Genomic DNA, 25,058 nt, shown 5'->3' on the forward strand with positions numbered 1-25,058 from the left:
TTTATCTAAGGGCCTCCTGGCCGCTAACCGCGTATGTCGCGCCGCTTACCACCAGCCCGATCAGCGCTTCGCCGTATTCCGGTACCCATATGTGCACGATGACCGCCGCGATCGAACCCAGCGCCCATGTCGGCGGCGGGAAGGGATAACCGCTCGCGCTCGTCGGGGCCTGAGATGACGGACAGCATCAGCGCTGCGTCTGCGACGGTGCGCGTGAGCGGACCAATGTGTTCGAGCGATTCCCAGCCCGAGAATCCCGGATACAGTTCGTCGCGGCAGCCCGGATAGAGCGGCACGCGTCCCATTGACGCCTTCATGCCGAAGATGCCGCTATGAGCGGCCGGGATGCGCACCGAACCGCCGCCGTCGCTGCCGAGCGTGATTGGACACATGCCCGATACCACCGCCGCGGCCGAACCAGCGCTCGATCCTCCGGGGGGCATCGCCAGATTCCAGGGATTCCGGGTAGTTTCGAAAATTGGGTTGTGGCCGACGCCGCTATAGCCGAACTCGGGTACGTTGGTCTTGCCGATGACGATCGCGCCAGCCTGCTTCATGCGTTCGACGGCGACATCGTCTTCGTCCGCGATAAAGTTCTCGTAGGCGGGCGCGCCGCCCGTCATGCGAATACCCGCGGCGGAGATGAGGTCCTCGATCCCGAACGGCACGCCAGCGAGCGGACCAGGATCGCCCCCTGCCATCACGATGCGCTCGACTGCCTCGGCCTGCTCGAGCGCGAGCTCCGGCGAGGCGGTACAAAATGCATGCACGGACGGCTCGAGCGCGTCATACGCGCAAGCGCGGCCTTGACCACTTCGATCGCGAAGTGCTGGCTTGGCGCAGATGGCCGCAGTGCATCTGCTCCGTGATAACGAAGCCGTCGATGTCGTGCACCGCGTGCAGGCAAACGCGCACTGTGCTCTTGCACGCTATATGAAAATGCACCGTGAGCGCCGCTAACGCCTGACGAGCCGCTACCGCTAAATGCTCAATGTCTCGCGAGGATTCGCGATCTCCCCCGTGAGCGGAACTCCCGCTCGCCGGCGGCGTTCATCCCGCGTGCGAGATTCCGCTGCATACGCGTTGCCGATCAGACGGATTGATTGCCTGGCAGGTCAAGCATGGTTTGAAGTATGGCGCTAAACTCGTGCGCTTTGCCAAGGAGAACACCGCATGTCATCCGAAATCCGTGTAATCGCAGTCGTTCAAGGAAAACCCGGCACCGCCGACGCGATCCAGCAGGCGCTGTTGCGTTGTGTAGCGCCGAGTCGCGCCGAGACGGGCTGCCTGCTTTATACACCGCACCGCGACCTCGATCGCGCCGAGCGTTTCGTCTTCTTCGAGCGCTGGGCAAGCCGCGCAGCGCTCACCGAGCATGAGGGCACCGGGCACTTTAAGGAACTGGTTCGCGAACTGGCACCGCTGCTCGCGCATCCGCTCGACGTGACGGTGCTCGAAGCGCTACTGGACGATTGAGCGTGCCGTTGCGACGCTGATCGCGACCCGCCATCCATGTGCCTGCTACGTCAATGGCTGAGGCAGAAGCGCGCGGATGCGGATGACGACAGCGGACGGATACGACATTTTCTCGTTTCAACGATTTGGATGCGCCAGGGTTTGAATCATCGCGCTTGGTTCACCCGTAAAATGAACGCGCGTATTCGAGTGGGCTAAAGAGTTAGCGTTTCCTGCGCCTTGACGATCTCGCTCGCCACTACCTCGATCTGCTCGCGCTTGAGCATTGCCTTAGAGCGCAGCAATTGATACGCATGTTCTTCCGACACGCCACGCTTTTCCATCACAAGCTGCGTGGCCTGCTGGATCACTCGAACCTTCGCTTGCTTCTTCTCGAGCCGCTCAATGTATCGATCGCGCTTCCGCAATGCCTGACATTGCGCCAACGCCACCGCAAGCGCGGTCAGCAATCCGAAGGAGCGCACCGGCGACGGTATCGTCGCCAGTGCGTTCAGGCGCAGCACCGCTTCGACGGTGATCGGATTCTCGTAGCTCACCACCGAAATCACGGGCGGCGACAGGCTGGTTCCGAGCCACGGAAAATTGACCGAGAGGGTTTCGGGGCGCATCGCCACCCTGATCCTGCGGATGAATCACAACCACTTTCAGCGAGTGCAAATCGCGCAAGATCGCTAAGGTATCCGCAGCCCACTTCATGGCTTCGCCTGATTGCATGCAAAGGCTGCCGGAGCCAGACCGAGAAGCGTACCGCCTACGTCGGCACGTCTCAGGCGCTTGTGTGGGCCTTGATCAGTCATGCCAACACAATGCGAAGAGCGAATTGGACAGTGCTTCCACGATCGTCATCGTAAACGTGCGCACGTCAACGTCATCTCTGACGGCATGTCCAAAGTTGCATTGTGTTCAGCGTTCAAGATCGTGCCCCGCTTCAGGAGAGAGTGAAACAGTAGTTGAACAAAGGTAGCGATCAAACAGATTCTGACTGTGCGGCTATTGCATACATACTGAGGAGAAGTCGACCGTACGGCGATAAACAGTCCTGCCAAGCCACGGCACGATCGTGTACTCGTCATGTGAGTTGCTGCGGATGTGGATCCGTGTAGCGATGAGAGAAGATTAGATCGAGCCCGAGGGCGAATCTTCTCTACGGTTGGATACGCCAATGCCGCGTTAGCGTACCCCGCCTATACGGGCGTATAGGCGCAGGGAGGGGTGAACGCTTACGATCGACTGCCCGTCTCAGTAGATATCAGGACGGCGGTCCCGCAATACGTGATTAAACGCGGTGATTGCCGGTGCCGGCGCGCGCCGGCCAGATGCACCGACGCCATCAGAATTTCTTCGTCCGTTGGACTGGCAAGGCCGGCGCCGGCCAACCTTGCGAGTTGACAATCAGGCTGCGTCCAGGAAACGGCTGGTCGCCTGGTTTTTTGTCGAATCGACCTGAGTGACGCAGCTCCTCGGCACTTAGAGTTGCACCCCGCGCGTGAGCGCGCCATCCACTACAAGATTCGCCCCGCTCACGAAGCTCGCCGCCGGACTCGCGACGAACGCGACCGCGTTCGCGATCTCCTGGGGGCGCGCCATGCGTCCGCTGGGATTCAACGCGAGTGCTTCCGCGAACAGCTTCGGATCGTTATGTTCGATGTGATCCCACACACCGCCTTCGAAATAGACGTTGCCCGGCGATACGGCGTTCGCTCGGATGCCCTTCGGCGCGAGGTGGTACGCGAGGCCTTGCATGTAGTGGATCAGCGCCGCCTTGAAGGTCCCGTAAGGGCCGGCGGCAAAGTCGATTTCACGGCCGGACACGCTCGATATCGCGATGATCGAGGCGGCTTTGCTCGCTTCGAGAAACGGCATCGCGGCGTCGACCAGGTTGACCGTGCCCATCAAGTCGGTTTCGAATTCCTTGCGCCACGATTCGAGATCGTTGCCGATCGACAGCGCGCTCACATTGGCGACGACGATGTCGATGCCGCCCAGTTGCGCGGCGGCGTCGCGTGTCCAGGCCTGTAACGCCGGACCATTCGAAACGTCAACCGAGGCGCCGCACACCTTGACCGCGCCACCCGTGACCTGCACGATGTCGGCCACCGTCTGTTCCACGGTGGCACTATCACGGGCGCAAAGCGCGACGTCCGCGCCTTCGGCTGCCAGCGTTTGCGCAATGGCGCGGCCGATACCCTTGGTGCCGCCGGTGACAAGTGCCTTCAAACCTTTGAGTTTCAAATCCATCGTGGCGTCTCCCTAGTTAGCCGGTGCGAGATATTTCTTGCTGATCGCCGCGCCGACCGAATACTTCGGGTCGACAAAATTGCCCAGCCGCACCTTGCCACACTGGCTGAGCATCATGTAGGCATCCCAGCGGTCGAAGCCGTATTCCTTTTCCATCCACAGCACCAGTTCGCGGTACGCGATGCGCGTCGCGTCCTCAAGCGGGCGCGCGCTGCCGATCGCCATCAGCAGTTCATCGGTTTCGAGGCGCGGCCATTCGATGTGCCAGCCCTTGATCAGATCGACGTGGATCGTGGTCGTGCTGGAGTATTCGACGGCGGTGCCGCACACTTCGCCGTCGCCCTGGCAGGCATGTGCGTCGCCGATAAAGAGCCGCGCACCCTCGGAGCGGACCGGCAGATAAGTGATGCTGCCCGGGCCCATGTCGGGCACGTCCATATTGCCGCCGTGGCTGTCCGGCGTGAGCGAATTGATCGAGTCGATTTCCGGCGACAGGCTCAGCGTGCCGATATGCGGCTTGTACGGCAGCGTAACGCGCTTGCTCCAGTAGACGCCTTCTTCGTCCACGTCGATCTTGCGGGTGATCTCGGGCAACGGCTCATTGAGTGTTGCGGTGTATTCCGTACCGGTCAGCGCGCCGAAGCGCGGAATCAGGCAGCAGGTGCCGCGCGGATTGTCGCCGCGCGGCAGCATCGATTCGATGTACACCGCCACCACGTCGCCTTTCTCCGCGCCTTCGATCATGATGGGGCCGCTTTGCGGATTCAGAAACGGCACCCGCAACTTCTGACTTGGCAGATCCTGTTCCGTGAGGATCTTGCCGTCAAATGCATCGCGTGTCTCAACCACCACCCGGTCGCCCGGGGCGATGTTCATCACCGGCGTCGAGTACGGTCCGATGGTGTAGTGAAACGTGCCCTGTCGGGATTCGCTGAGTTCATGCGTTTCGCGAACCTGGCCGCGTGCGACGCCGCGCGTATGCATGATTGATTGTTCGAGCCAGTTCATTACGGTGTTCCTGTTCAAATGTAGGTTGTGTCGACGTGATGGGCGTACCGGTGACGCCGCATCACACTGAAATTAGCGCTCTGACGTTATTGGCTTCCATCTGGTCCCCAGGCCCCGCTGACACGACCTGGCCGCGCACCAGCACGACATAGTCGTCGGCTACCGCCTGCGCGAAATCGAAAAATTGTTCTACCAGCAGGATCGACAGCGATCCTTTCAGCGAGCGGATCACCGCCTCGATCTCCATCACGATCGACGGCTGAATGCCCTCGGTCGGCTCGTCGAGAATCAGCAGCTTTGGATTGGTCAGAAGCGCCCGGCCAATCGCAAGCTGCTGCTGCTGTCCGCCCGACAGATTCCCCGCGATGCGCCGGCGCATCGTCTTCAGCACAGGAAAGGTATGAAAGACGTCGTCGAAGGAAAATTGCTTGCCCTTGGTGGTCTGATTGCGCTCGCCCGCGTAGGCGCCGATGCGCAGGTTTTCCTCGACACTGAGTTGCGGAAAAATCTCGCGTCCTTGCGGTACGTAGCCGAGACCCGCCAGCACGCGCCGGTGCGACGGCGTGCGCGTCAGCGGCTGGCCCGCCAGTTCGATTTCACCGCCTTTGACCGGCAGCAACCCCACAAGGCACCTTAGCAAGGTCGTCTTGCCCACGCCGTTACGGCCAAGCACGACCGTGCAGGCGCCTTCGGCCACATTCAGCGACACGTCGCGCAACGTGTGGCTGCTGCCGTAAAACTGATTTAGTGCGGAAATCTTCAGCATGCTCATCGTCCGAGATAAACCTGAATCACGCGTGGATCGTTGCGCACGCTCTCCATCGATCCCTCGCCCAGTAGCTGCCCTTCATGCAGTACGCTGACGAGGTCCGCGATCTTGCCGACAAAATCCATGTCGTGTTCGATCACCACCACCGCCCGCTCGGGCGACTTGAGCCGCTCGATCAGTTCGGCGGTGCGTGCGGTTTCGTGGTCGGTCATGCCGGCTACCGGTTCGTCGAGCAGGATCACTTGCGGATCGGCGACAAGCAGCATGCCGATTTCGAGCCACTGCTTCTGACCGTGCGACAGCGTGCCAGCAATCCGGGGCCCTTCATTCTCGAGACCGATCGTCTCGAGCACTTCGTCAATGCGCCGGTTCTGCTGTGCGCCGAGGCGGGAGCGAACCATCTCCGCGTAGCCACGACCGTTGCGAATCGCCAGTTCGAGGTTTTCGCGAACCCGCAGCGCTTCGAACACGCTCGGCTTCTGGAACTTGCGGCCGATGCCCAGTCGCGCGATGGACGTTTCGTCGAGTGTCGCCAGATTCGTGACCTTGTTCAGAAAGACCTCACCGCCTGACGGCCGGGTCTTTCCCGTGATGACGTCCATCAAGGTCGTCTTGCCCGCACCGTTCGGACCGATGATGGCGCGAATCTCGCCGTATCGAAACTCCATCGACAGGTTCGTGATTGCCGCGAAGCCGGAAAACGTGACAGACAGGCCGCTGATGTAGACGGCAGTGGCCGGTTGTGGCTGGTTCATTGGCCGCCCCCTTTGGTTTCGCTGCCAGCGGCCATGAGCGTACCCCACAGGCCATTGCTGAAATAGACGACGATCACGAGTGTGACGCCGGCAAGAATGAACGGCCACAGCGCCGGCAGTTGCGCGGTCAGCCAGAACTTGAGTCCGTTGACAACGATAGCGCCGACGATTGCACCGATCAGGGTGCCGCGCCCACCGATGGCCACCCACACGGCAATCTCGACGGACAGCTGCGGCGAAACGATAGTCGGGTTGACGATGCCGACCTGCGGCACGTACAGCATCCCGGCAAACGCCGCGAGGACCGCCGACAGACACCACGCGAAGAGCTTCAACGTATGCGTGCGGTAGCCGAGAAAGCGCATCCTCGCTTCGTCGTCGCGCACCGCGATCAAGGCCCTGCCAAAACTGGAGCGCGCGAGAAAGCGCACGCCGACATAGGCCACCACCAGCAGCAGGCACGAACACACCGCGAGGCCTATCTGCGTGGACGTAGCGGCAAGCTTACGGCCCGCGAGGCTCGTGAAACCGGTCATGCCGTTGTTGCCGCCGAGGCCCACGTCGTTGATGAACAACAGCAGCATCAGGGCATAAGTGAGCGCCTGAGTGATGATCGACAGATACACGCCATTGATGCGCGAGCGGAACGTGACGAAGCCGAACGCGCCCGCCACCAGCACGGTGACGACGATCGTGGCGACGATCGTCACATCCAGCCGCGACAGCATTTTCCATACCGCGGGAAAGTCGCTCGCACCCATGTATTGCAGGAAGTCCGGCAATACATGCGTGTCGGCATACGCGCCGTTCAGCAGATAGATGGCCATCATATAGCCGCCTATGCCAAAGAAGATGCCGTGCCCGAGGCTCAGGATGCCCGCATAACCCCACACGAGATCGAGCGCCAGCGCGAGCAGCGCGAAGCACATGATCTGTCCGATCAGGTTGATGCCGAACAGCGACAGATGCAGCGCATTCGACTCCGGAATCACAAAATAGGCAAAGGGTAGATAGATCGCCAGCAGGACCAGCACCGGGACGATGCCGACCTCCACGGACTGGCCCATCCATTTCGTTGCGAACGCCGACAAGGTGAATCTCCTGCTGGTACACGGATCGGGAAACGTATTCATACGCGGGTCTTCAATGCAAAGAGTCCTTGCGGGCGCTTCTGGATAATCAGCACAATGAGCAGAAGCACGGCCACCTTGGCGGCAACCGCTCCGTAGAACGGTTCGATAAACTGGTTGATTTCGCCGAGCGCGAGCGACGACACGACTGTCCCCGCGAGACTGCCTGCACCGCCGAGCACCACCACCATGAACGAGTCGACGACGAAGCCCGTGCCCATCGACGGATTGACGCTGGCAATCTGCGTCAACACCACGCCGGCCAGGCCCGCGAGGCCTGCCCCAAGTCCGAACGCGATGCGATCGACTCGCTCGGCGGGTACACCGAGGCAGCGCGCCATGTCGCGCAACTGCGTGGTGGCCCGCATCAGCAAACCAAGCTTCGTGAAGCGAACCACGGCGAAGGTCGCGACGAAGATCAACACGGCGAGCACGATGGCAAACACGCGGTTGTAGGTCACGAAAAAGCCGGGTGCGACCTGCATGCCGCCGTTGAGAAAGCCGGGTGTGATGAACTCGACGTTCTGCGAGCCGAACAGCACCTGAATCAGCTTGATCAACGCGATGCTGACCGCCCAGGTAGCGAGCAGCGTCTCGAGCGGCCGGCGATACAGAAACCGGATGACGAAGAATTCGAGCAACATGCCGCACACTGCGCAGATCACGAACGCCACGGGAATCGCCACGAAAATGTAGGTGTCGAACCAGCCCGGCAGATACGCCTGCATGAAACGTTCGACGAGATACGTGGAGTACGCGCCGATCATGATGAATTCGCCATGCGCGAGATTGATCACGCCCATCAGGCCGAACACGATCGACAGGCCGAGCGCCGTCAGCAACAACACGCCGGCATAGCTCAAGCCGCTAAACAGAATCGACAAGCCCTTGCCGAGCGACAGCCACGTGTCCATGTTGCGAATCGCTCCCTGCACTGCAGCCAGCACGTCCGGATCCGAGCGCACGGAATCCTGCGCCGCGAAGTTCGCCAGCGCGGTGCGCGCGGTTTCGCTTGGGACCTCGGCCACAGCCTTGATCGCAGCCAGGCGGTCGGCCTTCACATTGCTGTTCAGCCCACGTTTAGCCAGCGCCAGCGTGAGAATGGTCGCGGTATCCGGGTCGTGCTGGGCCTTGAGCGCATGGGCGACGACAGCGGGATCGAGCAATGCAAAGAATTTGTCGACTTGCCGCGCAGCCGTCGCGCGGGTGTCCTGCTGCGGCGAGAACAGGTCCATTTCCGCCGACACCACCGCGAGCTTGCGCATTATCACGATGCTCGGCACATAGGGTGAATCCGCGGGCGCATTGGCGCGTGGCTGGAGGGTTGCGGCGTCGAGCGCAGGATTTCCCCGCAGCGTCACCTGACCGTCTGTGCCGCACACCAGCGCGCCGTTACGAATCGCATCGACGACCTGACGCGCCCACGCACGCTCATGCGTATCGTCCGACACGCCGGTTTCGACAAGTTGCTCTAGTGCAGCGGCCTTATCGCCGTTCGTCGCGCAGAACGATGTGAGCATCGCAGCGCGGCCCGGCGCGGCGCTCGCGGTAGTGGCCCAAACAAGCGCCAGACAAGCGATCGCGCGAAAGATCTGCCTGAAGTTGATCATGGGTGTTTCCATTCGATCCTGCTAGGAGGACCGGCATGCTTGTGTATGCCGATCCCACAACTGCCTGACTATGCGACAGGGACTATCAAGCTTTGCCGATGAACGGGCTAAATGGCACCGGCTTCTCGATGTCTTTAGACTTCCACAAAATGTCGAAGCCCTGAGTCGCGTTGATCGAGCCGATCATGTCGCCACGCCACAAGTACTGCGAGGAAGCATCCATCTTCACCGTGTAGCCCGCCGGATCGACCATCGACTGACCCGCGAGCGCTTTGCGCACCGCGTCCGTGCTGGTGGAGTGAGCTTTTGCGGCAGCCTGCGCCCACAGATTGATGCCGAGGTAGGTCGACACCATAGGGTCGATCACCATGTCCGGCCGATGCTTCAGGTTATGGGCGCTGACGTAGTTCTTCCAGTCGCTCTTGAACTGGCGGTTCTGCGGCGTATCGACGTTCTGGAAGTAGCACCAGCAGCTCAGATGGCCGACCAGTTGCTTCGTATCGAGGCCTTCCAGATCGCTGTCGACCACGTCCAGACCAAGAATCGGAATATCGGTTGCGCGCACGCCCTGATTGATCGCTTCCTTGAACATCGCCGGAATCGAATCGCCGACCACGGTCATCACGACGATGGCCTGGCCGCCCGGTTGCGCGGCGAAGTCCTTGATGTCGCGCACGATGGTCTGGAAGTTCGACTGCCCGAATGGAACGTAGTGTTCACGCCATGCCGAGTCAGGAATGTTCTTGGTCTTCAGATAGCCCTTGAGCATCTTGTTGATCGTGCGCGGCCAGACGTAGTCGCTGCCGATCATATAGAAGCGCCTGGCGCCGCCACCCTGGTCACTCATCAGGTAATCGATCGCCGGGAGCACCGAGCTGCTCGGCGGCGAGTTCAGATAGACGACGTTCTTCGACTGCTCTTCGCCTTCGAAGTGAAGCGGATAAAACAGCAGACTGTCCTGCGACTCGACAACCGGCAACACCGACTTGCGCGACACCGACGTCCAGCAGCCGAACAGCGCCGCGCATTTGTCGCGCAGGATCAGTTGTTTCGAGAGCTGTGCATACATGGGCCAATCCGACGCCGGATCGACGACGACTCCCTGAAGCTTGCGCCCGAGCACGCCGCCCTTGGCGTTGATCTGATCGATCGTCATCAGTGCCGTATCTTTTAGCAGCGACTCGCCGTTGGCCATCGTGCCCGATTGCGAAAACAGCAAGCCGAGCTTGATCGGATCGCTGGCTCCCGCGGCAAACGCAGCCTTTGGTAGCGCAGTGCCTGCAGCGCTCACCAATCCGGAGCCGACTGCCGACAGGAAGGTACGTCTTTTCATTTGCTTCACTCCGACATGGATTAGAAATCGCAAACGCAAAAAGCCCGGAACCAGACAAGCTGGTTTCGGGCTTTTTTGGCCGGTGCTGCTCAAGACGCCTTTGTCTCGGACAGCGAAATGGATGCTGGTGGTCGCCGTTCTGCACGGCGGGTCAGCGTGTCTGTCTAAGCAATGGTCATGCCAGCGGTTTGCGCTCGGCAGGGACGTTTTCCGCAAAACCCTTTTGTGAAGCGGACGCAAATTGATTAGTTGCGTCCCCGTCAAAGCGGAAGGCATTATAAATAAGCAGTTTGCGCGGCTGACTGCCTGGAGTACCGCACAAAGACAGTGCGAATGCGCACCAGTCACGTGCCACATGCACAAACAGCGCACTTCCCTGGTGACCCATTGGTTTTGACGAATGACTCGTATTGATGCCGGCCGTACCTCGGACCCAATCAGGATTGGCGTCCTGTATTCACGCTCAGGCGTAACCTCAGCCGCGGAGCTCACTCAACTGCAAGCCGCCATGCTTGCGGTAGAGGAGATCAATCGCGCGGGTGGGGTGTCAGGCCGCGAGATCGAACTCGTCTGTCTAGATCCGCAATGCCAGCCGCAGCGTTATGCCGAGCTCGCTGAACAACTGATTCTCGAACACCGGGTTCGGGTCATCGTCGGCTGTTATATGTCCAGTACGCGCAAGGCGGTCATTCCGATTGTCGAACGGCACAATGCGCTGCTCTTCTATGCGACACCGTATGAAGGCTTCGAATACAGCCGCAATGTGATCTACACCGGTGCGGCGCCCAATCAGAACACACTTCCGCTCGCCGGTTTCATGCTTACGCACTTCGGCTCACGCGTGAGCATGATCGGTTCAGACTATGTGTGCCCATACGAGTCGAATCGCGTGATGAGCGATCTGATCTTCGAACGCGGCGGAGAAAAGGTGGGCGAAACCTATCTGTCGCTCGATGCGCCGTGGGAGAGTTATCTGGATGTCGCAAAGCGGATCAAGCAACTTGCGCCCGACTTCATTTTCTCCACGGTAGTCGGCGAAGGTATTCCGCATCTGTACCGTGCGTTTGCGCAGGTCGGGCTCGATCCGTACCGCACGCCTATCGCCAGCCACATGACCAGTGAAGCCGAAATCGCGGTAATGGGAAACGACCTCGCAGAAGGACACATCACGTCGGCCGCGTATTTCCAGAGCGTGGATACAGCCGCGAACCACGACGCCGTCGCCCGCTATCAGGCCCGCTTCGGCGAAGATCAGCCGACTAACATGTGCTGGGAAGCCTCCTATTTCCAGATGCATCTGCTCGCGGATGCGATCCGTCGCGTCGGCTCCGACGACCCGACGCTGTTGCTGCGCGTGTTGCCCGGACTCGAGTTCGACGCGCCGCAAGGCCGCGTGCGTATCGACGAGTACAACAACCACACATACCTGCATCCGTTGATCGGCCGGGTCGACGCGCATTGCCGTTTCGATATAATCGGACGCGCGCCTGAACGCGTGAAGGCGGATCCGTATGTCGTCTTTCACAGCACGCCAGAGTGGACCGCGCACGCCCATCCTGAACTCGCACGCGCGGGAGCGGATCGATGAAGCGGACAGCGCAGACGCCGACGATCCTGCGTGACCTGCGTTCGCTAAAGGTCGTAGTGATTCATCCGCATGATCAGGATGGCGAAGAGTTGCTCGCGCAGCTTCAGCGCATCGGCTGTGACGTGCAGGTATGCTGGCCGCGCCTCGACAGCCTGCCTTCCGATACCGGCCTCGTTGTCATGGCGATGCGTCCTGAGACGCTGTCAATCGATTATCCGTGGCTCGGAACAAGCACGTCGCCACCGGTGATTCCGGTCGTGACCTACGAAAATCCAATCACCATCGAAGCGGTGCTGCGGTTGAATGCGTTCGCTACGATCCCGTCGCCGGTCCGCTCGTTTGGGTTATTGACCGCCATCGCCGTCGCGCTCACGCAATTCAAGGCGTCCCGCGCACGTGAGCGATACATCGAGCGGCTCGAGCAGAAGCAGGCGAAGGTTCGGGTGATCCAGCAGGCCACGCGGATCGTAATGGACTCGCGCGGCATGTCTGAAGAAGATGCGTATCAGCTGCTGCGCTCAAAGGCCATGCTCAAACGCGAGCAGATAGAGACGGTGGCCGGCGAAATCGTCAAGGCACACGAAACCCTGAGTTTCTAACCTCGGCGCGGTGGCGTCACGCAGGCGCAATTGGCCTGTGTTGCAGAAGGCGGTCCGCTATGACCCACCGGATCTTGGAGCGTTGTCTAACGGACTCTATGGCCGAAGCGCCTTCATCGCACCACGTGTTTCAACCAGCAACTCTTCCGCAAGTCGCGTCAGAGGGCGGTCTTTCGAAGAAATCGCCCAGGCGTCAATCGTGTTCTTCGGCCGAAACGGCAGCGCGACAATCGGCTGCTGACCGGTATGTGCGACGGCCGACAGTGCGTCGACCACCGCGACACCGGCGCCGGCGGCTACCAGCCTGCACACGGTCTCCGAATAGCGTGTCTCGACAGCCACGCGGTACGGCACGCCGCTGTCGCGGAATGCGGCGGCAATCAGCGTGCTGACGCGCGCCAGACTCGACAGACCGATCAGCGGATACGGTTCGAGATCGGCCGGCACGACACGTTTGCGCCGCGCAAGCGGATGTCCATGGGGCACGACGCAAACCATCTCGATCGACGCGATCTTCACCATCTTCAGCGACTGGTCAAGCTCGGGTTCGAGCGCCATCGCCAGGCCGAAATCGGCCGCCAGCGATTCAACGCTTTCGATCACCTTGAATGAATCGACGACGTCGCAAAACACCTTTACGTCGGGTTTGCCGATCATGAAACGCTGAATTGCCTGCGGAAGTATCGAGTGACCGAGCTGCGGCGTGGCGCTCACGCGCACATGTCCGAGGCGGTTCTCCTTGATGTCCTCGACGGTCTGGTCGAGAGCCTCGGAATACATGAACATGGCTTCTGACGCGCGAAACAGCAGCTTCGCCTCCTCGCGCGGGATCAGCCGGTTCCCCACGCGATTAAAGAGCGGGAATCCAAGTTCCGATTCGAGCTGGCCCAGCGCAGTGCTGACAGCCGGCTGCGAGATCCCGAGCACGCGGCCAGCACCGACTGTGGTCTGCGACGTCATGACGGTCCTGAAGATACCCAGCAGTCTCGTGTTCACAATAACCTTTTCTTATACGGTGTGAATAATTTTCAATAGTTGATTATTGTAATGCGGCTTTTGATAATGCCAGTTATCGCATACCGGAGACCGGATGCGCGCCGTGACGGCACAACCCCTCAGAACGAGACACCCCGATGAATACTGTCGCAAGCGCCAACGTTTCCGGTGTCGAACAAGCGGTCATGACAAAGGTGGCATGGAGAATCCTGCCTTTCCTGATGCTGCTTTATTTCGTCGCGTTCGTCGATCGGGTCAACATCGCGTTCGCCTCGCTGCAGATGAACGCGGACGTCGGGCTGTCGAGCGTTGCATACGGAATCGGAGCAAGCGCGTTTTTTGTCAGCTATTTTCTGTTCGAGGTGCCAAGCAACTTCGCACTCTCGAAGGTCGGCCCAAGAAGATGGATCGCTCGCATCCTGGTGACCTGGGGGCTGGTCTCCGGCGCCATGATGTTCGTATCGGGCGAGAAGAGCTTCTATGTACTACGCTTCCTGCTTGGCATGGCAGAAGCAGGCTTCTTCCCGGGCATTGTGGTTTATCTGAGCCGATGGTTCACCGCGAGTTACCGGGGACGAGTCACAGGCATTTTCATTGTTGCTATCCCATTGTCGGGCCTGATCGGTGGTCCAATTTCCGGGCTGATCCTTGACGGCATGAACGGCGTGTCTGGCCTGCGCGGCTGGCAATGGATGTTTCTACTGGAAGCCATTCCGGCGATAGTACTCGGTATCGGTTGTCTATGGTGGCTGGCCGATCATCCCGCGGATGTGACCTGGCTAAGCCCCGACGAGAAAGACAGGTTGGAACGCATGCTCGAGAGCGAGCGTCGCGCACTCGACTCGGAGGCGCGCTATCCGTTGTCAGCGGCCTTCGCGAACCGCGCTGTCCTGCTGCTTGCCGGCACGCTGTTTTGCATCGTATTTGGTACGACTGGCATCGCGTTCTTTTTGCCGCAGATCATCAAGAGCTTTGGCTATAGCAATACGGCGGTTGGTTTTCTGAGCGCCGTGCCATATCTTGCTGGCGTGATTGCGATGGTGTCATGGGCGCGCCATTCCGATACCCATCGCGAACGCATCGCGCATCTGGCCACGGCGACGCTGGTCGGTGCGCTCGGTTTCATTGCTCTCGCGTTCCTGTTGCCCGTGCACTGGGCCGCCATGATCGCTCTGTGCTTCGCGGCGATGGGCGTCTATGCTTCCAACGCGCTGCTATGGACACTGCCTTCCGAATTGATGACCGGTACCGTGTTAGCCGTGGCAATTGGTGTCGTTAATTCATTGGCTAACCTGTCTGGTGTGATCGCGCCGAGTCTGCTGGGATGGAGTCGTCAGGTCAGCGGCGGATTCGCTCTCCCGGCGTGGATTTTCGCGGGTTTTTTAGTCTTGGGAACCGTGCTAACGGTAGTCTTTAGTCGCACACCGATGTTCACTACATCGCGACGTGCTTTAGGGAAGGCAGTTTGATATGACGACGGCAGGCGCAGCACCGACCATCGATGTAAAACCGTTGAGCGCGAACGCGTTCGAAATATACGGCGAAGTTCTCGAGAACAAGACTGAACAGCGACGGCGCGATTTTTCAATGCCGTTTGCCGGACTCGACGCCGGCACTACGCCACGTTTGTGGATTAACCGCTTGCAGCCGAGCCGTACCCGTTCAATCACAATCGATACGATGGAGTGCCATCCGCACTCGCAGCAGACCTTCATTCCGATGCGCGAGGTTCCATACCTGATCGCGGTTGCACTACCCGGCGAAGACGGCCTTCCCGACCTTGCCACGCTCTGCGCTTTTACCAGTGACGGCGGCCAGGGCGTGTGCTATCGACGCTCGGTCTGGCACTTCGCATTTACGTCGCTCGACGACGTCAACGAGGTAGCGGTGATTATGGCAGACAGCGGCCGCGGCGATGACACCGTCGTAACGAAACTGGCCGAGCCTGTTAGGGTCGCGCTATAGAGCGGGAGTACGCAATGGACGACAAATACGCTCACCTGGAACGGAACTTCACCGGCTATGGACGCCGGCCGCCCAACCCCCGGTGGCCCAACAACGCCCGACTCGCAGTCAATATAGTCATCAACTATGAGGAAGGTGCGGAAGCGTCCTTCCCTGATGGCGACGACCACTCTGAAAGTGGTCTGGCGGAAGGCGGGGCGGGCGGCTTCGAAGGCCGCGATCTCGCTGCCGAGTCGATGTTCGAGTATGGCAGCCGGGTGGGTATCTGGCGCGTGCTGCGCCTGCTGGAGGAGCGCCGTTTGCCCGCCACCGCGTTCGCCTGCGCGCAGGCGCTGGAGCGCAATCCGGAATTCGCGCAGGTAATCCGCGATGGCGACATGGACGTGTGCAGTCACGGCCGGCGCTGGGTGAGGGCGCAAGCTCTCACTGAAGAGCAGGAAGCAGAGGAAATCAGGCGCGCCTTCGAGTCCATTACACACTCCACGGGACGGCCGCCAGCGGGTTGGTATTGCCGTTATGCGCCGACCGTTCATACTCGCAGGTTGCTGGTTGAGCACGGCGGATTCATCTACGATTCTGACGCGTATAACGACGAGCTCCCGTACTGGACGACGGTGCAACAGCAGCCGCATCTGGTGATCCCGTATAGCTTGACAAATAACGACGTCAAATTCGCGCGCGGCGCGATGGCAACCGGGGACGACTTTTACACCTTCGTCAACGACGCGGTCGAGATGCTGTGCCGCGAAGGCGCTCAAGCGCCGAAGATGATGTCGATCGGGCTGCACATGCGTTTGATCGGCCATCCTGGCCGTGCCGCGGGACTCGAGCGTCTGCTCGACAGCCTCGCGCGGCGGGAGGATGTGTGGATGTGCCGCCGCATCGATATCGCGAATCACTGGTTGCAGGAACATCCTTTCAGCGCGGCAGCGCGGAGTTGAAGAAAGTGCAGCGTGGCCAACTATTGGCGATACCGGAATGAAAATAGCAACAGATGCCTATTCAGTCGTCGAGATTTCCCGGTGAGTTCAAACGGGCGTAGACGATTCACTCGATGCAGCGCGCCATGCGCTTTCGGTCATTGCACGGCGGGAACGAGAGTTGTACGCATGGTCGCATCTCGCGTCTGCGAGCGACCTCGTTGGAGCGTCCGCGCAGACCGCACCCGGTCTGCTGGCCGGCGTTCCATTCGGCGTGAAGGACATCATTGACGTGGCCGGCATGCCGACCCGATGCGGTTCCGAGGCCTGCACACCTCGCCGTCGAACCGGTCCCTGCATTAACCGACCCAGCCAGATTTCTCGAAGCGCATTCGGTGATCATGCGTTACGAACTGGCGCGCAGTCTCCTACCGGTGGCCTCGGAGCACGCGGCGCAACTGAGCCGGCCGTTGCGTGATGCTATCGACCAAGGACTGGAGATGCCGACGCAGACGTATCGCGAGATGAAGGCGTGGCAACACACGCGTCACGTCCAGACGCTCGCGCATGGCCGGGAGCGTTTGCATGGTCTTGGCGGCCTGTGCGTCGGCAGCCTTTCTCCATTGCTCGCCGGTCGTCCACAAGACATATCTGCAGTAGTCGAGCCCGCGACACGCCCGGGAGGACTATTCGTCTGCTGAAACCCCCGTTGTTGTCGGCGCGGGCCGTGTCGAGACAAACCTTTACAGCCTGGACGAACTTAAAGCCGGTAACGTGTCGCACGAAGTCGATTGCGCCGCGGCCTCCACGCCCGGGCGTACGCATTTCAAGACCGGTAAATGAAGCTGGTAGATAACTTTTTTCGCATGCTACGATGGTCCGCCAGCGATTCCTAGCGAGGTCGAGCAAGCGATGGCAACCCTATATGACACGCTCGGTGTGCAAGCGCACGCCACGGACGAAGAAATCAAGCGTGCCTATCGCAAGGCCGCGATGAAATGGCATCCGGACCGCAATAATGGCGCCGAAGAAGTTGCGCGCGCCACCTTCCAGGAAATCAAGGACGCGTACGCGATCCTCTCCGACACCGCGCAGCGCAAAGTGTACGATTCGGTGTATAGCGAGCAGATGCGCGGGTGGGAGGCGCAGCGGACGCGTCAGCAAAAAGCGCAAGCCGAACGCGAAGCAGCGGCGCGTGCCGCGGACGAAGCGGCCTATGCGGAGATGGTGTCGCTCGCCATGCGTTTCGCCGACGACGGCCACAATCGCGACGTGTTATTCGGCGTGCTGCTGGGACGTCGATGCGAGGCCCGGCGAGCCGCGCAGATCGCCGACAGTGTGTCGGCATTGCAGGCGTCGCGGCGCGAGGCCGAGAAGGCGGAGCTTGCCGCCGAAGCGGCTGCGAAAGCGGCGGACGTGCCCGACGTTTCAGCCGGAGCGCAGGCCGCTACGGTCAACGACGATGCCGCCAATCGCGGCACACCCGGTCACCACGGCAACCCAGGCAAGCGCGAAGAGCATGCCAGTGATGCTCACCCTGCTGGCGTAATGAGTGGGCTCTGGTTTCAGTTCCTGAATGGTTTACGCTTTTGATGAGAGGTTTTTGGCCGCTAGACCAGAGACGTAGACCGAATTGATATAGAGCGCGGGCTTTAGCGTTCGAATGTCCGCTTCTAGAATCAAGGACATGTCCGTGACATGTGTCGTTCTATTGCCGAATAAAGAACGACGGTTCCTCATTGCCACGCATGCGGGTGGCGGACTCATCAGTATGCTGGGCACAAGGTGGCGCGTGCTCGCGGCTCTCCTCCTTGTCGCTGACTCGACTTCCTTTGCGAAAGGCCCGCTTCGCCTGACCTCCACGTTGCAGATTCCGAGAGGCACGACGGCCATGATTACCTTTATTTTTGTCGTTGCAGTGGCGGCGTTTATCCCCTACGTCGCGGCGCCAGGCATCGCGAACGGGGTCAAGGCGATCAGCGCGCAGCCTGCGGCGATGCGGTTCGAAACTTCACCGGCAGTGTCTGATGGCGCAAGTGACGCGGCGAACCGGATCGTGTCCGAACGGCGCGAAGGCGGGGCTTCTGTCTGAAGAGATGCCGCCACGAGAACGCGGCGGCATCAAAGCGGTATAGGCGGGGGACAGCAGGCGGCACTCAAGTGGCACTCGAGCGCCACACCAGGCGGCACTCAGGCGGCACTCAGGCGCCGGGCACATCCAGGCGGCACTAAGGGCGCCTCCAGGCGCTTACTTGCCGACCTTCTCGCGCGGCTGGAAGAACGCGAGACATGCGCCGACGAAGAGCGCGGCCGCAATCACATACATGCCCGCATTGGTGCTGTTCGTGACGTCCTTCATCCACCCGACGACGGTCGGACTGACGAAGCCCGCCAGGTTGCCGACCGAGTTGATGAGACCGATGCCGGCGGCGGCCGCGGTGCCGCCGAGCATCGCGCCAGGCCACGCCCAGAAAACGGGCATTGTGGCGAGCACGCCCGCTGTGCCGATTGAAAGCGCGATCATCGCGAGAACGACGTTCGAACTGAAAATGGTCGCGGCCAGCAGCCCCAGGCTTGCCATCAGACCCGCGGCAGCGAAATGCCAGCGCCGCTCGCGCAAGCGGTCGGCGCTGCGGGCAATCAGCAGCATGGCGACGATCGCACACCCATAAGGGATCGCAGTGAGCAGGCCGACGTTCAATGCATCCTTCACGCCCGCGGTCTTGATGAGCGTTGGCAGATAAAAGCTGACGCCGTAGAGACCCATCATGCAGCAGAAGTAAATCCCGGCCATGAACCACACCCGGCCATTGCTCAACACGCTCGACAACGATGCGTGCAGCTTGCCGGCGCCATCTTCCGCGACGCGTTGTTCGAGCAAGGTCTTTTCATCTTCGGTGAGCCATTTTGCCGAGCGGATTCCGTTAGGCAGGTACTTCAGCGTGATGACACCGAGCACGATCGAAGGAATGGCTTCCAGCAGGAAAAGCCACTGCCAGTTCGCGAGACCATGCACGCCATTGAATGCCTCCATGATCCAGCCCGACAACGGACCGCCGAGCACACCGGCGACAGGAATCCCCATCATGAACAGCGCATTGACGCGGCTGCGACGCGCCCCCGGATACCAGTACGTGAGGTACAGCACGATGCCTGGGAAGAAACCGGCCTCCGCGATACCGAGCAGGAATCGCAACGCGTAGAACTGGGTTGGCGTGGAGACGAACAGGGTGGCGGCTGAGATGAACGCCCATGTGATCATGATGCGGCTGATCCACAGCCGTGCGCCAAAGCGGTGCATCAGAACATTGCTGGGCACTTCGAAAAAGAAATAGCCGATGAAGAAAATACCCGCGCCCAGTCCGTAAACCGTATCGCTGAAGTGCAGGTCGTTGAGCATTTGCAGCTTCGCAAAGCCGACGTTGACGCGGTCGAGATAGGCCGCGACGTAGCAGAGAAATAAGAACGGCAAGAGGCGCCAGGTGACTTTGGCGTAAGCGAGGGACTCCAGTTTGTCCCGGTCGGCAGCAGGGTTCAGCGTTGTGGCGTTCATGTGTCTCTAGTTTCTGTGGGAATTTTCAATGCACGCCGGCGGTGACCGCGGAGGTCGCCTGCCTGGCGCGCGGCTGACAGCATACTGAAAAGATTCGATTTTGCGCTGCTACACTTCGTCGCAAATGCCGTCCGCGATACTCGCGCGTTGACCGTCCTGGTACAAATTCCCGTAGCGCAGCAATTTAGGCCATCGTAGTGTCACGAGGTCGCAAGACTGAACCAGCAGAATTGCGCAGAGAGATAATAAAACATGGAACGGGGTGAGCGTGACCAGAAAATACAAAGTGCTGTTTCTCTGTCGCGAGAATTCGGCACGCAGCATCATGGCGGAAGCTTTACTGCGCGAACTGGCAGGCCACCGGTTCGACGCATTCAGCGCGGGGCCGGAGCCCGCCGCGCGTGTCCATCCCAGTACGATCGCGCAACTGCGGCCGGGTATTTCAGACCTCGGCGTGCTCAGTCCGAAAAGCTGGCTGGAATTCACCGGCGAATGGGCGCCGCGAATGGACCTCGTCATTGCCATGGACGCGGCTGTCGCCGGGCATCGCGCGCCGCTCTTTCCGGGTGAACCTTCAATGTGTCTGTGGACTTTTGCCGATCCGCTCGCCGCTGAAATGCCCGAGCCGGAACGAGTCCGCTTGTTCGAAAAGGTTTTCTGGCAAATCGTGCGGCAGCTCAGCGCATTCATCGAACTGCCGCAATACGCGGCGGCGCCAGACGCTGCCGCGAGCGACGAAGCACCGGCGTGCGCTAGCCACGCGCTGTAAATATCCGCCCGCGCTTTGACAGCGCCGGCGAATATGCCGACCCTGCTGCTGCCATCAGGAAGTGCGGGGTGATAGGTCTTCGTGCTAGCGCTTTAACAGGCTGACCGCCTAGCGATTGTTCGGGCGCGCGAGCGGACTGCCGGCGAACGGGTCGTTGAGCCAATCCACCTGCTTTCTCGGCTGCGGAGCTGGGGCCGGCGCGGCCGTCAATTCGAAATGGTCAATTGATTGACCGGCACTGATTGCCTGTTTAAGCCATTGGGGCATTTCGCCCTGGCCGTCCCAGCTATCTCCCGTTGCGCTGCGGTAGCGCTCAGCCTTTTGCCCCTTCGGTTCGGCCGCCAGCACTGCGGCGAGGTCTTCTGGTTTGATGCCAAACTCTTCCATGCGGTGGCGGAGATACGCAATCATGCTATCTCGCTTCCTTTCGTCCATAAGATATTCGTCCTTCTAAAGCGTCCGGCGTTCTGTCAATTACAGATTGCGAGGGAACCCGCGAAAGCATTGAGCCCAAGTGAATGGAGTCCGCTCGCGGTAAAGTTATTGATCGAAGGAAATCCCAGTGGCAACGCCTAAAACGGTGTTCCATAAACGCGTTCATGCATATACCTGGCCAGGCCGCCTGGACGGCTGGCCGTGCCGATCGGTATCAATCGGTACCAACCGGAGACAATCAGTGAATATTCAAGCGCTCCGCCGCGCGGCAGGTACGGCTGCATAAGCCTGGTAGCCGGTATGGAAAAGACGGTGTTGACGATGCACTGACCGCGAATGGCCTGTCTCATGCCCACGCTCCGTCTCTCGCCGGTGCCTCGCGCGGGGCTGATTGTGTGTGTTATTCCAGCATCATAGCGCACTGTGCGGGTAAAGCATGCGCTGGCCCGACTGATTTTGTTGTCGAATGCCCTTGAATGTCCCTAATAGGGCTCCTGCCGACGCCGCTAACCCAGTCCGCATCGCCGGGATTGAAATCCCGGGTGGCCGACCTATAACGAAACTGCGGAGCGACAATCTGCGTTTCCAGCCTGATGGCGACCGGTTCCGGCAAGCCATGCGTGACCGCCCGACATCGGTTTCAGGTCTGGCAACTATTTACTCGTTTAGTTCGGTGACTCGCGGCAGCAGTCCCACATCGGCATTCGCCCGTCCGTCAGTTCGATTTGGTGACATGACGTTTTTCGCGGATCGATTCTTTTTGAAGGGGATGAGCGCTGCTGCGCCGGATTCGAGGAGTCTGGACATGAAATTACGTTTATTGATGGCGCTGGCGAGCATCGCGCTCTTTCTGGCGCCGAACCCGGCCGGCGCGCTGGATGGTCCGCAGGACGAAGGTGTGCCGGGTCGGACGTTAATGCAGAACGCGAACGAATCAGCACAGGCCACCACCGACATGTCGTATGGTGAAGCGGGGCGGAGCACGATGCCGGGTGCGCAAGCGGTGCAGAATGTCTCTTATGGCGGGGTTGCCGCCGGCACGGAGGAAGCGGGAGGCCGACAGGAGCGGCCATGCTCTTCCGGGCCGCAATGCAGGGTCTATTTTGGTCGATGACCGGCCGGCAGTTCAGGAGGCGGTGAAGGAGCAGCACGTACCGCCTCCAACACTTCGATGCGAGACCCGATCATGGGGTCCGCGCACCGCATCCTGATCGAAACGGCGCGAGAAACAACACACGAAACAACCGTGTCATCCGCACCCGACATACTGATAGAAATACCCCCACGCCCAACTGCGATTTTACGGAGTGGCCAGCGGGCGATTTAATACGATGTTATGGTGTGTTCCGTTCAGGTCTCCACCCACTGATTTTCGAGCCGCAAATCACAAGCAGGCAAATTCCGCCTGTTTTTTTTAATCGTGATGAGCTCCCCGCGAATTGATTAGTCCGGTGCGACTGCTCCAATCCCACCCGTTGTTTAGTGACTCGCAAACAATACTATGTTGATGGAAAATAATCTGCCGGCGGGCACTGTCTCGCCGGACGATAGCGCCTCGTCGTCTCTGCGTTCGTGGCTTGCTGTCGGCGCCGTGGCAATCGGTGCGTTCGCATTCGTGACCACGGAGTTTTTACCCGTTGGACTCCTGCCGCGTGTGGCGGCGGATCTGGGCGTGCAGCCCGGCACCGCGGGGTTGATGGTGACTGTGCCAGGTGTGATTGCCGCGATCTCCGCACCCGGTTCGATGCTGGTGGCCGGTCGGATGGATCGCCGGCGTGTGTTTCTGTTGCTCACGACATTGTTGCTGGCGTCGAATCTGATTTCCGCCTTTGCGCCCAATTTTTTGCTCCTGCTGTTCGGGCGCGCGCTGCTTGGCGCGGCGCTGGGCGGATTCTGGACCTTGGCAACGGCGGCATCGGGGCGCCTCGTGCAGCCGAAAGATTCGGCCAAAGCCATGGCGACGATCCTGACCGGCGTGACCTGCGCGACGGTGATCGGCGTACCGCTTGGCACCTTCATCGCGAGCTTCGCGTCGTGGCGTGCTTCGTTCATGGCCACCGGCGTACTTGTCGCGATCGCGCTCGTGGCCCAGTTCGTCTTCGTGCCGTCGTTGCCGTCAAGCGCCGCATTGCGGATGCGCGATCTGGTGTCACTGCTGCGCCGCCCGCATCCACGTAGAAGCATGCTGATGGTGGCGCTCGTATTCGGTGCGCATTTCTCTTCGTACACGTACATCACGCCGTTCCTGCTGCGCAACGCGAATTTCACGATGTCGACCATTACGTGGCTGTTGCTTGGCTTCGGCATTATCGGCTTCGTGTCGAACTTCGCCGTTTCATCAACGGTGGCGCGTAACCTGAAAACGTCCGTGGCCGCGATGGTTTCCCTGCTCATGTTCGCGCTGCTGGCAATGCCGCTGTTGCAGCATTCGTCGATCGGCGTCGCGGCGCTCGTCCTCGCGTGGGGTGTCTCGTTCGGGGCGCTGCCGCTCTGTTTCAGCGTCTGGATTCAACGCGCTACGCCGGATTCGCCGGAAGCGGGTTCGGCGCTGTTTGTCAGCATCATCCAGGTGGCAATCGCGCTGGGCTCCCTCATTGGTGGCGTGGTGGTCGACCATGTCGGCATTTCCGCCGACTTTCTTTTCGGTAGCGGTTTGGCGCTGCTGGGGCTTGCCGCGCTCGCGAGTTTTGGGCGCAGCGAGCAGGGGGTGGTGGCGGAGGCGATTGCGTGTCCTGCGTGTAGTGACTAGCGCGGCGAAATCAAAGGTGCTTCGATCGAATACGCTGCGCTTGATCGCCGCGCTGCTCGCAGACGACAACTGCTGGATCAACGGGCAGCGCATCCGAGGTCTCGGGCGCATGGTCCTCTAACGCCTGAGAGCGTGACCTTCGGAGTCGAGCGTCTTTTCAGATACCCCGCATCTGGGAAGGCGATCCGTTTTTGTTATCACCCTCTCCAATACACGGATTGTTAGCGCATCGCACCGCTCGTATATTTGCTGGACGAAAGCCGAAACATCACGGCCAGCAGAAATACAACAACTGAAAGGCAAGCCGCACAGGCCCGCCACAGGAGCACAGCGATGAATCGAATCGATCTGGAAGGACGTGTTGTCGCCATTACCGGCGGCGCGCGCGGCATTGGCTACGCAGTGGCTCAACGGGCGCTGAATTCAGGCGCGTCGGTTGCGCTATGGGACATCGACGCCGAGCGCCTCGCACGCAGCGAGCGCGAACTCAGCGAACTCGGCAAGGTAACAGCCGTCACGGTCGAACTCACCCAGGAAGCCTCGGTGGTTCAGGCGGTGGCACAAACGGTCGCCGCCCATGGCGCGATCGACGTGCTGATCAACTGCGCGGGCATCACCGGCGGCAACGGCACGACGTGGGAACTCGACCCCGAAGTCTGGCGCCGCGTGATCGACGTGAATCTGATCGGCCCGTATCTCACTTGCCGGGCGGTCGTGCCGCAAATGCTCAAGCAGGGCTACGGACGGATCGTCAATATCGCTTCGGTGGCCGGTAAAGAGGGCAACCCGAACGCCTCGCACTACAGCGCCTCCAAAGCCGGGCTCATCGGCTTGACCAAATCGCTCGGCAAAGAGCTTGCGACGAAGAACATTCTCGTCAATGCGGTCACGCCCGCAGCGGCCAAAACGGAGATCTTCGATTCGATGTCGCAGCAGCATATCGACTACATGCTCTCGAAGATCCCAATGAACCGGTTCCTGCTGCCGGAAGAGGCGGCCTCGCTGATTCTCTGGCTCTCTTCTGAAGACTGTGCGTTCAGCACCGGCGCGGTATTCGACCTGTCCGGCGGTCGCGCGACCTACTGAGTCGTCGCCGCGGCAGTTGGACCGCGGCGGTAGCAGTCGCTATGCAGAAGATAAAAACCGCAGAGCGCGACCCGCATGC

Annotated in this window: 26 protein-coding genes; 14 read left to right on the top strand and 12 right to left on the bottom strand. The window is 60.4% G+C overall.

The window, feature by feature from the left end:
• Positions 1-23 precede the first annotated feature (23 nt).
• Positions 24-770 carry an amidase gene (locus PQR53_RS05405; protein ID WP_408451549.1) on the bottom strand — a complete coding sequence of 249 codons (747 nt, stop codon included), beginning with the start codon at positions 768-770 and terminating at the stop codon, positions 24-26.
• Between the two features lie 403 nt (positions 771-1,173).
• Between PQR53_RS05405 and PQR53_RS05410 the strand changes: the two genes are divergently transcribed.
• Positions 1,174-1,476, top strand: a complete 303-nt coding sequence (locus PQR53_RS05410) for a putative quinol monooxygenase (protein WP_408451550.1) — start codon at positions 1,174-1,176, stop codon at positions 1,474-1,476.
• Between the two features lie 194 nt (positions 1,477-1,670).
• Here PQR53_RS05410 and PQR53_RS05415 read toward each other — a convergent pair whose 3' ends face one another.
• The 8 genes from PQR53_RS05415 to PQR53_RS05450 form a co-directional block, all read right to left on the bottom strand.
• Complete coding sequence (locus PQR53_RS05415) at positions 1,671-2,084, bottom strand: ANTAR domain-containing response regulator (RefSeq protein WP_408451551.1); 414 nt, start codon at positions 2,082-2,084, stop codon at positions 1,671-1,673.
• An 859-nt stretch (positions 2,085-2,943) separates the two neighbouring features.
• Positions 2,944-3,714, bottom strand: a complete 771-nt coding sequence (locus tag PQR53_RS05420) for an SDR family NAD(P)-dependent oxidoreductase (protein WP_408451552.1) — start codon at positions 3,712-3,714, stop codon at positions 2,944-2,946.
• 12 nt (positions 3,715-3,726) lie between these two features.
• Positions 3,727-4,722: an acetamidase/formamidase family protein gene (locus PQR53_RS05425; RefSeq protein ID WP_408451553.1), complete on the bottom strand. Its 996-nt coding sequence runs from the start codon at positions 4,720-4,722 to the stop codon at positions 3,727-3,729.
• A gap of 61 nt (positions 4,723-4,783) precedes the next feature.
• Positions 4,784-5,488 carry an urea ABC transporter ATP-binding subunit UrtE gene (gene urtE / locus PQR53_RS05430; RefSeq protein WP_408451554.1) on the bottom strand — a complete coding sequence of 235 codons (705 nt, stop codon included), beginning with the start codon at positions 5,486-5,488 and terminating at the stop codon, positions 4,784-4,786.
• Positions 5,489-5,490: 2 nt separating this feature from the next.
• Complete coding sequence (gene urtD, locus PQR53_RS05435; RefSeq protein ID WP_408451555.1) at positions 5,491-6,246, bottom strand: urea ABC transporter ATP-binding protein UrtD; 756 nt, start codon at positions 6,244-6,246, stop codon at positions 5,491-5,493.
• On the bottom strand, positions 6,243-7,337 hold the full coding sequence (urtC, locus tag PQR53_RS05440; protein WP_408451556.1) for an urea ABC transporter permease subunit UrtC: 1,095 nt from the start codon (positions 7,335-7,337) through the stop codon (positions 6,243-6,245). The genes urtD and urtC overlap by 4 nt, the downstream gene beginning before the upstream one ends.
• A 38-nt stretch (positions 7,338-7,375) precedes the next feature.
• Complete coding sequence (urtB, locus tag PQR53_RS05445) at positions 7,376-8,998, bottom strand: urea ABC transporter permease subunit UrtB (RefSeq protein WP_408451557.1); 1,623 nt, start codon at positions 8,996-8,998, stop codon at positions 7,376-7,378.
• Positions 8,999-9,071: 73 nt separating this feature from the next.
• Positions 9,072-10,319 carry an urea ABC transporter substrate-binding protein gene (locus tag PQR53_RS05450; protein WP_408451558.1) on the bottom strand — a complete coding sequence of 416 codons (1,248 nt, stop codon included), beginning with the start codon at positions 10,317-10,319 and terminating at the stop codon, positions 9,072-9,074.
• Positions 10,320-10,719: 400 nt separating this feature from the next.
• On the opposite strand from PQR53_RS05450, the gene PQR53_RS05455 reads away from it, so the two are divergent.
• Together PQR53_RS05455 and PQR53_RS05460 are read left to right on the top strand one after the other, a co-directional pair.
• Positions 10,720-11,907, top strand: a complete 1,188-nt coding sequence (locus PQR53_RS05455; protein WP_408451559.1) for a transporter substrate-binding domain-containing protein — start codon at positions 10,720-10,722, stop codon at positions 11,905-11,907.
• Entirely contained in the window at positions 11,904-12,506 is a 603-nt protein-coding gene (locus PQR53_RS05460) for an ANTAR domain-containing response regulator (protein ID WP_408451560.1), read from the top strand. The genes PQR53_RS05455 and PQR53_RS05460 overlap by 4 nt, the downstream gene beginning before the upstream one ends.
• A 96-nt stretch (positions 12,507-12,602) precedes the next feature.
• Here the strand turns inward: PQR53_RS05460 and PQR53_RS05465 are convergent, their stop codons facing one another.
• Positions 12,603-13,502: a LysR family transcriptional regulator gene (locus PQR53_RS05465; RefSeq protein ID WP_408451561.1), complete on the bottom strand. Its 900-nt coding sequence runs from the start codon at positions 13,500-13,502 to the stop codon at positions 12,603-12,605.
• 137 nt (positions 13,503-13,639) lie between these two features.
• Between PQR53_RS05465 and PQR53_RS05470 the strand changes: the two genes are divergently transcribed.
• The 7 genes from PQR53_RS05470 (at position 13,640) to PQR53_RS05500 (ending at position 18,479) form a co-directional block, all read left to right on the top strand.
• On the top strand, positions 13,640-14,971 hold the full coding sequence (locus PQR53_RS05470) for an MFS transporter (protein WP_408451562.1): 1,332 nt from the start codon (positions 13,640-13,642) through the stop codon (positions 14,969-14,971).
• A gap of 1 nt (position 14,972) precedes the next feature.
• Positions 14,973-15,467 carry an ureidoglycolate lyase gene (locus PQR53_RS05475; protein ID WP_408451563.1) on the top strand — a complete coding sequence of 165 codons (495 nt, stop codon included), beginning with the start codon at positions 14,973-14,975 and terminating at the stop codon, positions 15,465-15,467.
• 14 nt (positions 15,468-15,481) lie between these two features.
• Positions 15,482-16,408 (top strand): polysaccharide deacetylase family protein, encoded by a 927-nt coding sequence (locus tag PQR53_RS05480; RefSeq protein ID WP_408451564.1) that lies wholly within the window; start codon positions 15,482-15,484, stop codon positions 16,406-16,408.
• 160 nt (positions 16,409-16,568) lie between these two features.
• Positions 16,569-16,865: an amidase family protein gene (locus PQR53_RS05485; RefSeq protein WP_408451565.1), complete on the top strand. Its 297-nt coding sequence runs from the start codon at positions 16,569-16,571 to the stop codon at positions 16,863-16,865.
• On the top strand, positions 16,789-17,088 hold the full coding sequence (locus PQR53_RS05490; protein WP_408451698.1) for a hypothetical protein: 300 nt from the start codon (positions 16,789-16,791) through the stop codon (positions 17,086-17,088). The genes PQR53_RS05485 and PQR53_RS05490 overlap by 77 nt, the downstream gene beginning before the upstream one ends.
• A gap of 211 nt (positions 17,089-17,299) precedes the next feature.
• Positions 17,300-17,980, top strand: a complete 681-nt coding sequence (locus tag PQR53_RS05495) for a J domain-containing protein (protein ID WP_408451566.1) — start codon at positions 17,300-17,302, stop codon at positions 17,978-17,980.
• A gap of 118 nt (positions 17,981-18,098) precedes the next feature.
• Positions 18,099-18,479: a hypothetical protein gene (locus PQR53_RS05500; protein ID WP_408451567.1), complete on the top strand. Its 381-nt coding sequence runs from the start codon at positions 18,099-18,101 to the stop codon at positions 18,477-18,479.
• 156 nt (positions 18,480-18,635) lie between these two features.
• On the opposite strand, the gene PQR53_RS05505 is transcribed toward PQR53_RS05500, so the two are convergent.
• Positions 18,636-19,940 carry an MFS transporter gene (locus PQR53_RS05505; protein ID WP_408451568.1) on the bottom strand — a complete coding sequence of 435 codons (1,305 nt, stop codon included), beginning with the start codon at positions 19,938-19,940 and terminating at the stop codon, positions 18,636-18,638.
• Between the two features lie 268 nt (positions 19,941-20,208).
• Here PQR53_RS05505 and PQR53_RS05510 point away from each other — a divergent pair, with 268 nt between their 5' ends.
• Positions 20,209-20,709, top strand: coding sequence for an arsenate reductase/protein-tyrosine-phosphatase family protein (locus PQR53_RS05510; protein ID WP_408451569.1), 501 nt, complete (start codon positions 20,209-20,211; stop codon positions 20,707-20,709).
• Positions 20,710-20,817: 108 nt separating this feature from the next.
• On the opposite strand, the gene PQR53_RS05515 is transcribed toward PQR53_RS05510, so the two are convergent.
• Entirely contained in the window at positions 20,818-21,144 is a 327-nt protein-coding gene (locus PQR53_RS05515; protein WP_179741007.1) for an H-NS histone family protein, read from the bottom strand.
• 805 nt (positions 21,145-21,949) lie between these two features.
• Here PQR53_RS05515 and PQR53_RS05520 point away from each other — a divergent pair.
• From PQR53_RS05520 to PQR53_RS05530, 3 genes are all read left to right on the top strand, one after another.
• The gene (locus PQR53_RS05520; RefSeq protein ID WP_408451694.1) at positions 21,950-22,258 is read left to right on the top strand and encodes a hypothetical protein; all 309 of its coding nucleotides are present in this window, start codon (positions 21,950-21,952) and stop codon (positions 22,256-22,258) included.
• A gap of 387 nt (positions 22,259-22,645) precedes the next feature.
• On the top strand, positions 22,646-23,893 hold the full coding sequence (locus PQR53_RS05525) for an MFS transporter (protein ID WP_408451570.1): 1,248 nt from the start codon (positions 22,646-22,648) through the stop codon (positions 23,891-23,893).
• A gap of 333 nt (positions 23,894-24,226) precedes the next feature.
• A complete protein-coding gene (locus PQR53_RS05530) occupies positions 24,227-24,979 on the top strand; it encodes an SDR family NAD(P)-dependent oxidoreductase (protein ID WP_408451571.1) in 753 nt (250 codons plus the stop codon).
• The last annotated feature ends 79 nt before the right edge of the window (positions 24,980-25,058 follow it).

The sequence above is a fragment of the Paraburkholderia fungorum genome (genome assembly GCF_046027605.1).
Lineage (GTDB): Bacteria > Pseudomonadota > Gammaproteobacteria > Burkholderiales > Burkholderiaceae > Paraburkholderia > Paraburkholderia fungorum_F.

Excerpts from the sequence above, each read along its gene's own strand:
- PQR53_RS05515 (WP_179741007.1), bottom strand. The coding sequence starts at position 21,144 with ATGGACGAAAGGAAGCGAGATAGCATGATTGCGTATCTCCGCCACCGC.
- PQR53_RS05455 (WP_408451559.1), top strand. The coding sequence starts at position 10,720 with ATGACTCGTATTGATGCCGGCCGTACCTCGGACCCAATCAGGATTGGC.
- urtD (WP_408451555.1), bottom strand. The coding sequence starts at position 6,246 with ATGAACCAGCCACAACCGGCCACTGCCGTCTACATCAGCGGCCTGTCT.
- PQR53_RS05530 (WP_408451571.1), top strand. The coding sequence starts at position 24,227 with ATGAATCGAATCGATCTGGAAGGACGTGTTGTCGCCATTACCGGCGGC.
- PQR53_RS05520 (WP_408451694.1), top strand. The coding sequence starts at position 21,950 with ATGAAATTACGTTTATTGATGGCGCTGGCGAGCATCGCGCTCTTTCTG.
- PQR53_RS05525 (WP_408451570.1), top strand. The coding sequence starts at position 22,646 with ATGTTGATGGAAAATAATCTGCCGGCGGGCACTGTCTCGCCGGACGAT.
- urtE (WP_408451554.1), bottom strand. The coding sequence starts at position 5,488 with ATGCTGAAGATTTCCGCACTAAATCAGTTTTACGGCAGCAGCCACACG.
- PQR53_RS05410 (WP_408451550.1), top strand. The coding sequence starts at position 1,174 with ATGTCATCCGAAATCCGTGTAATCGCAGTCGTTCAAGGAAAACCCGGC.
- PQR53_RS05420 (WP_408451552.1), bottom strand. The coding sequence starts at position 3,714 with ATGGATTTGAAACTCAAAGGTTTGAAGGCACTTGTCACCGGCGGCACC.
- PQR53_RS05490 (WP_408451698.1), top strand. The coding sequence starts at position 16,789 with ATGCGTTACGAACTGGCGCGCAGTCTCCTACCGGTGGCCTCGGAGCAC.
- PQR53_RS05460 (WP_408451560.1), top strand. The coding sequence starts at position 11,904 with ATGAAGCGGACAGCGCAGACGCCGACGATCCTGCGTGACCTGCGTTCG.
- PQR53_RS05480 (WP_408451564.1), top strand. The coding sequence starts at position 15,482 with ATGGACGACAAATACGCTCACCTGGAACGGAACTTCACCGGCTATGGA.
- PQR53_RS05415 (WP_408451551.1), bottom strand. The coding sequence starts at position 2,084 with ATGCGCCCCGAAACCCTCTCGGTCAATTTTCCGTGGCTCGGAACCAGC.
- PQR53_RS05425 (WP_408451553.1), bottom strand. The coding sequence starts at position 4,722 with ATGAACTGGCTCGAACAATCAATCATGCATACGCGCGGCGTCGCACGC.
- PQR53_RS05505 (WP_408451568.1), bottom strand. The coding sequence starts at position 19,940 with ATGAACGCCACAACGCTGAACCCTGCTGCCGACCGGGACAAACTGGAG.
- urtB (WP_408451557.1), bottom strand. The coding sequence starts at position 8,998 with ATGGAAACACCCATGATCAACTTCAGGCAGATCTTTCGCGCGATCGCT.
- PQR53_RS05475 (WP_408451563.1), top strand. The coding sequence starts at position 14,973 with ATGACGACGGCAGGCGCAGCACCGACCATCGATGTAAAACCGTTGAGC.
- PQR53_RS05450 (WP_408451558.1), bottom strand. The coding sequence starts at position 10,319 with ATGAAAAGACGTACCTTCCTGTCGGCAGTCGGCTCCGGATTGGTGAGC.
- PQR53_RS05470 (WP_408451562.1), top strand. The coding sequence starts at position 13,640 with ATGAATACTGTCGCAAGCGCCAACGTTTCCGGTGTCGAACAAGCGGTC.
- PQR53_RS05495 (WP_408451566.1), top strand. The coding sequence starts at position 17,300 with ATGGCAACCCTATATGACACGCTCGGTGTGCAAGCGCACGCCACGGAC.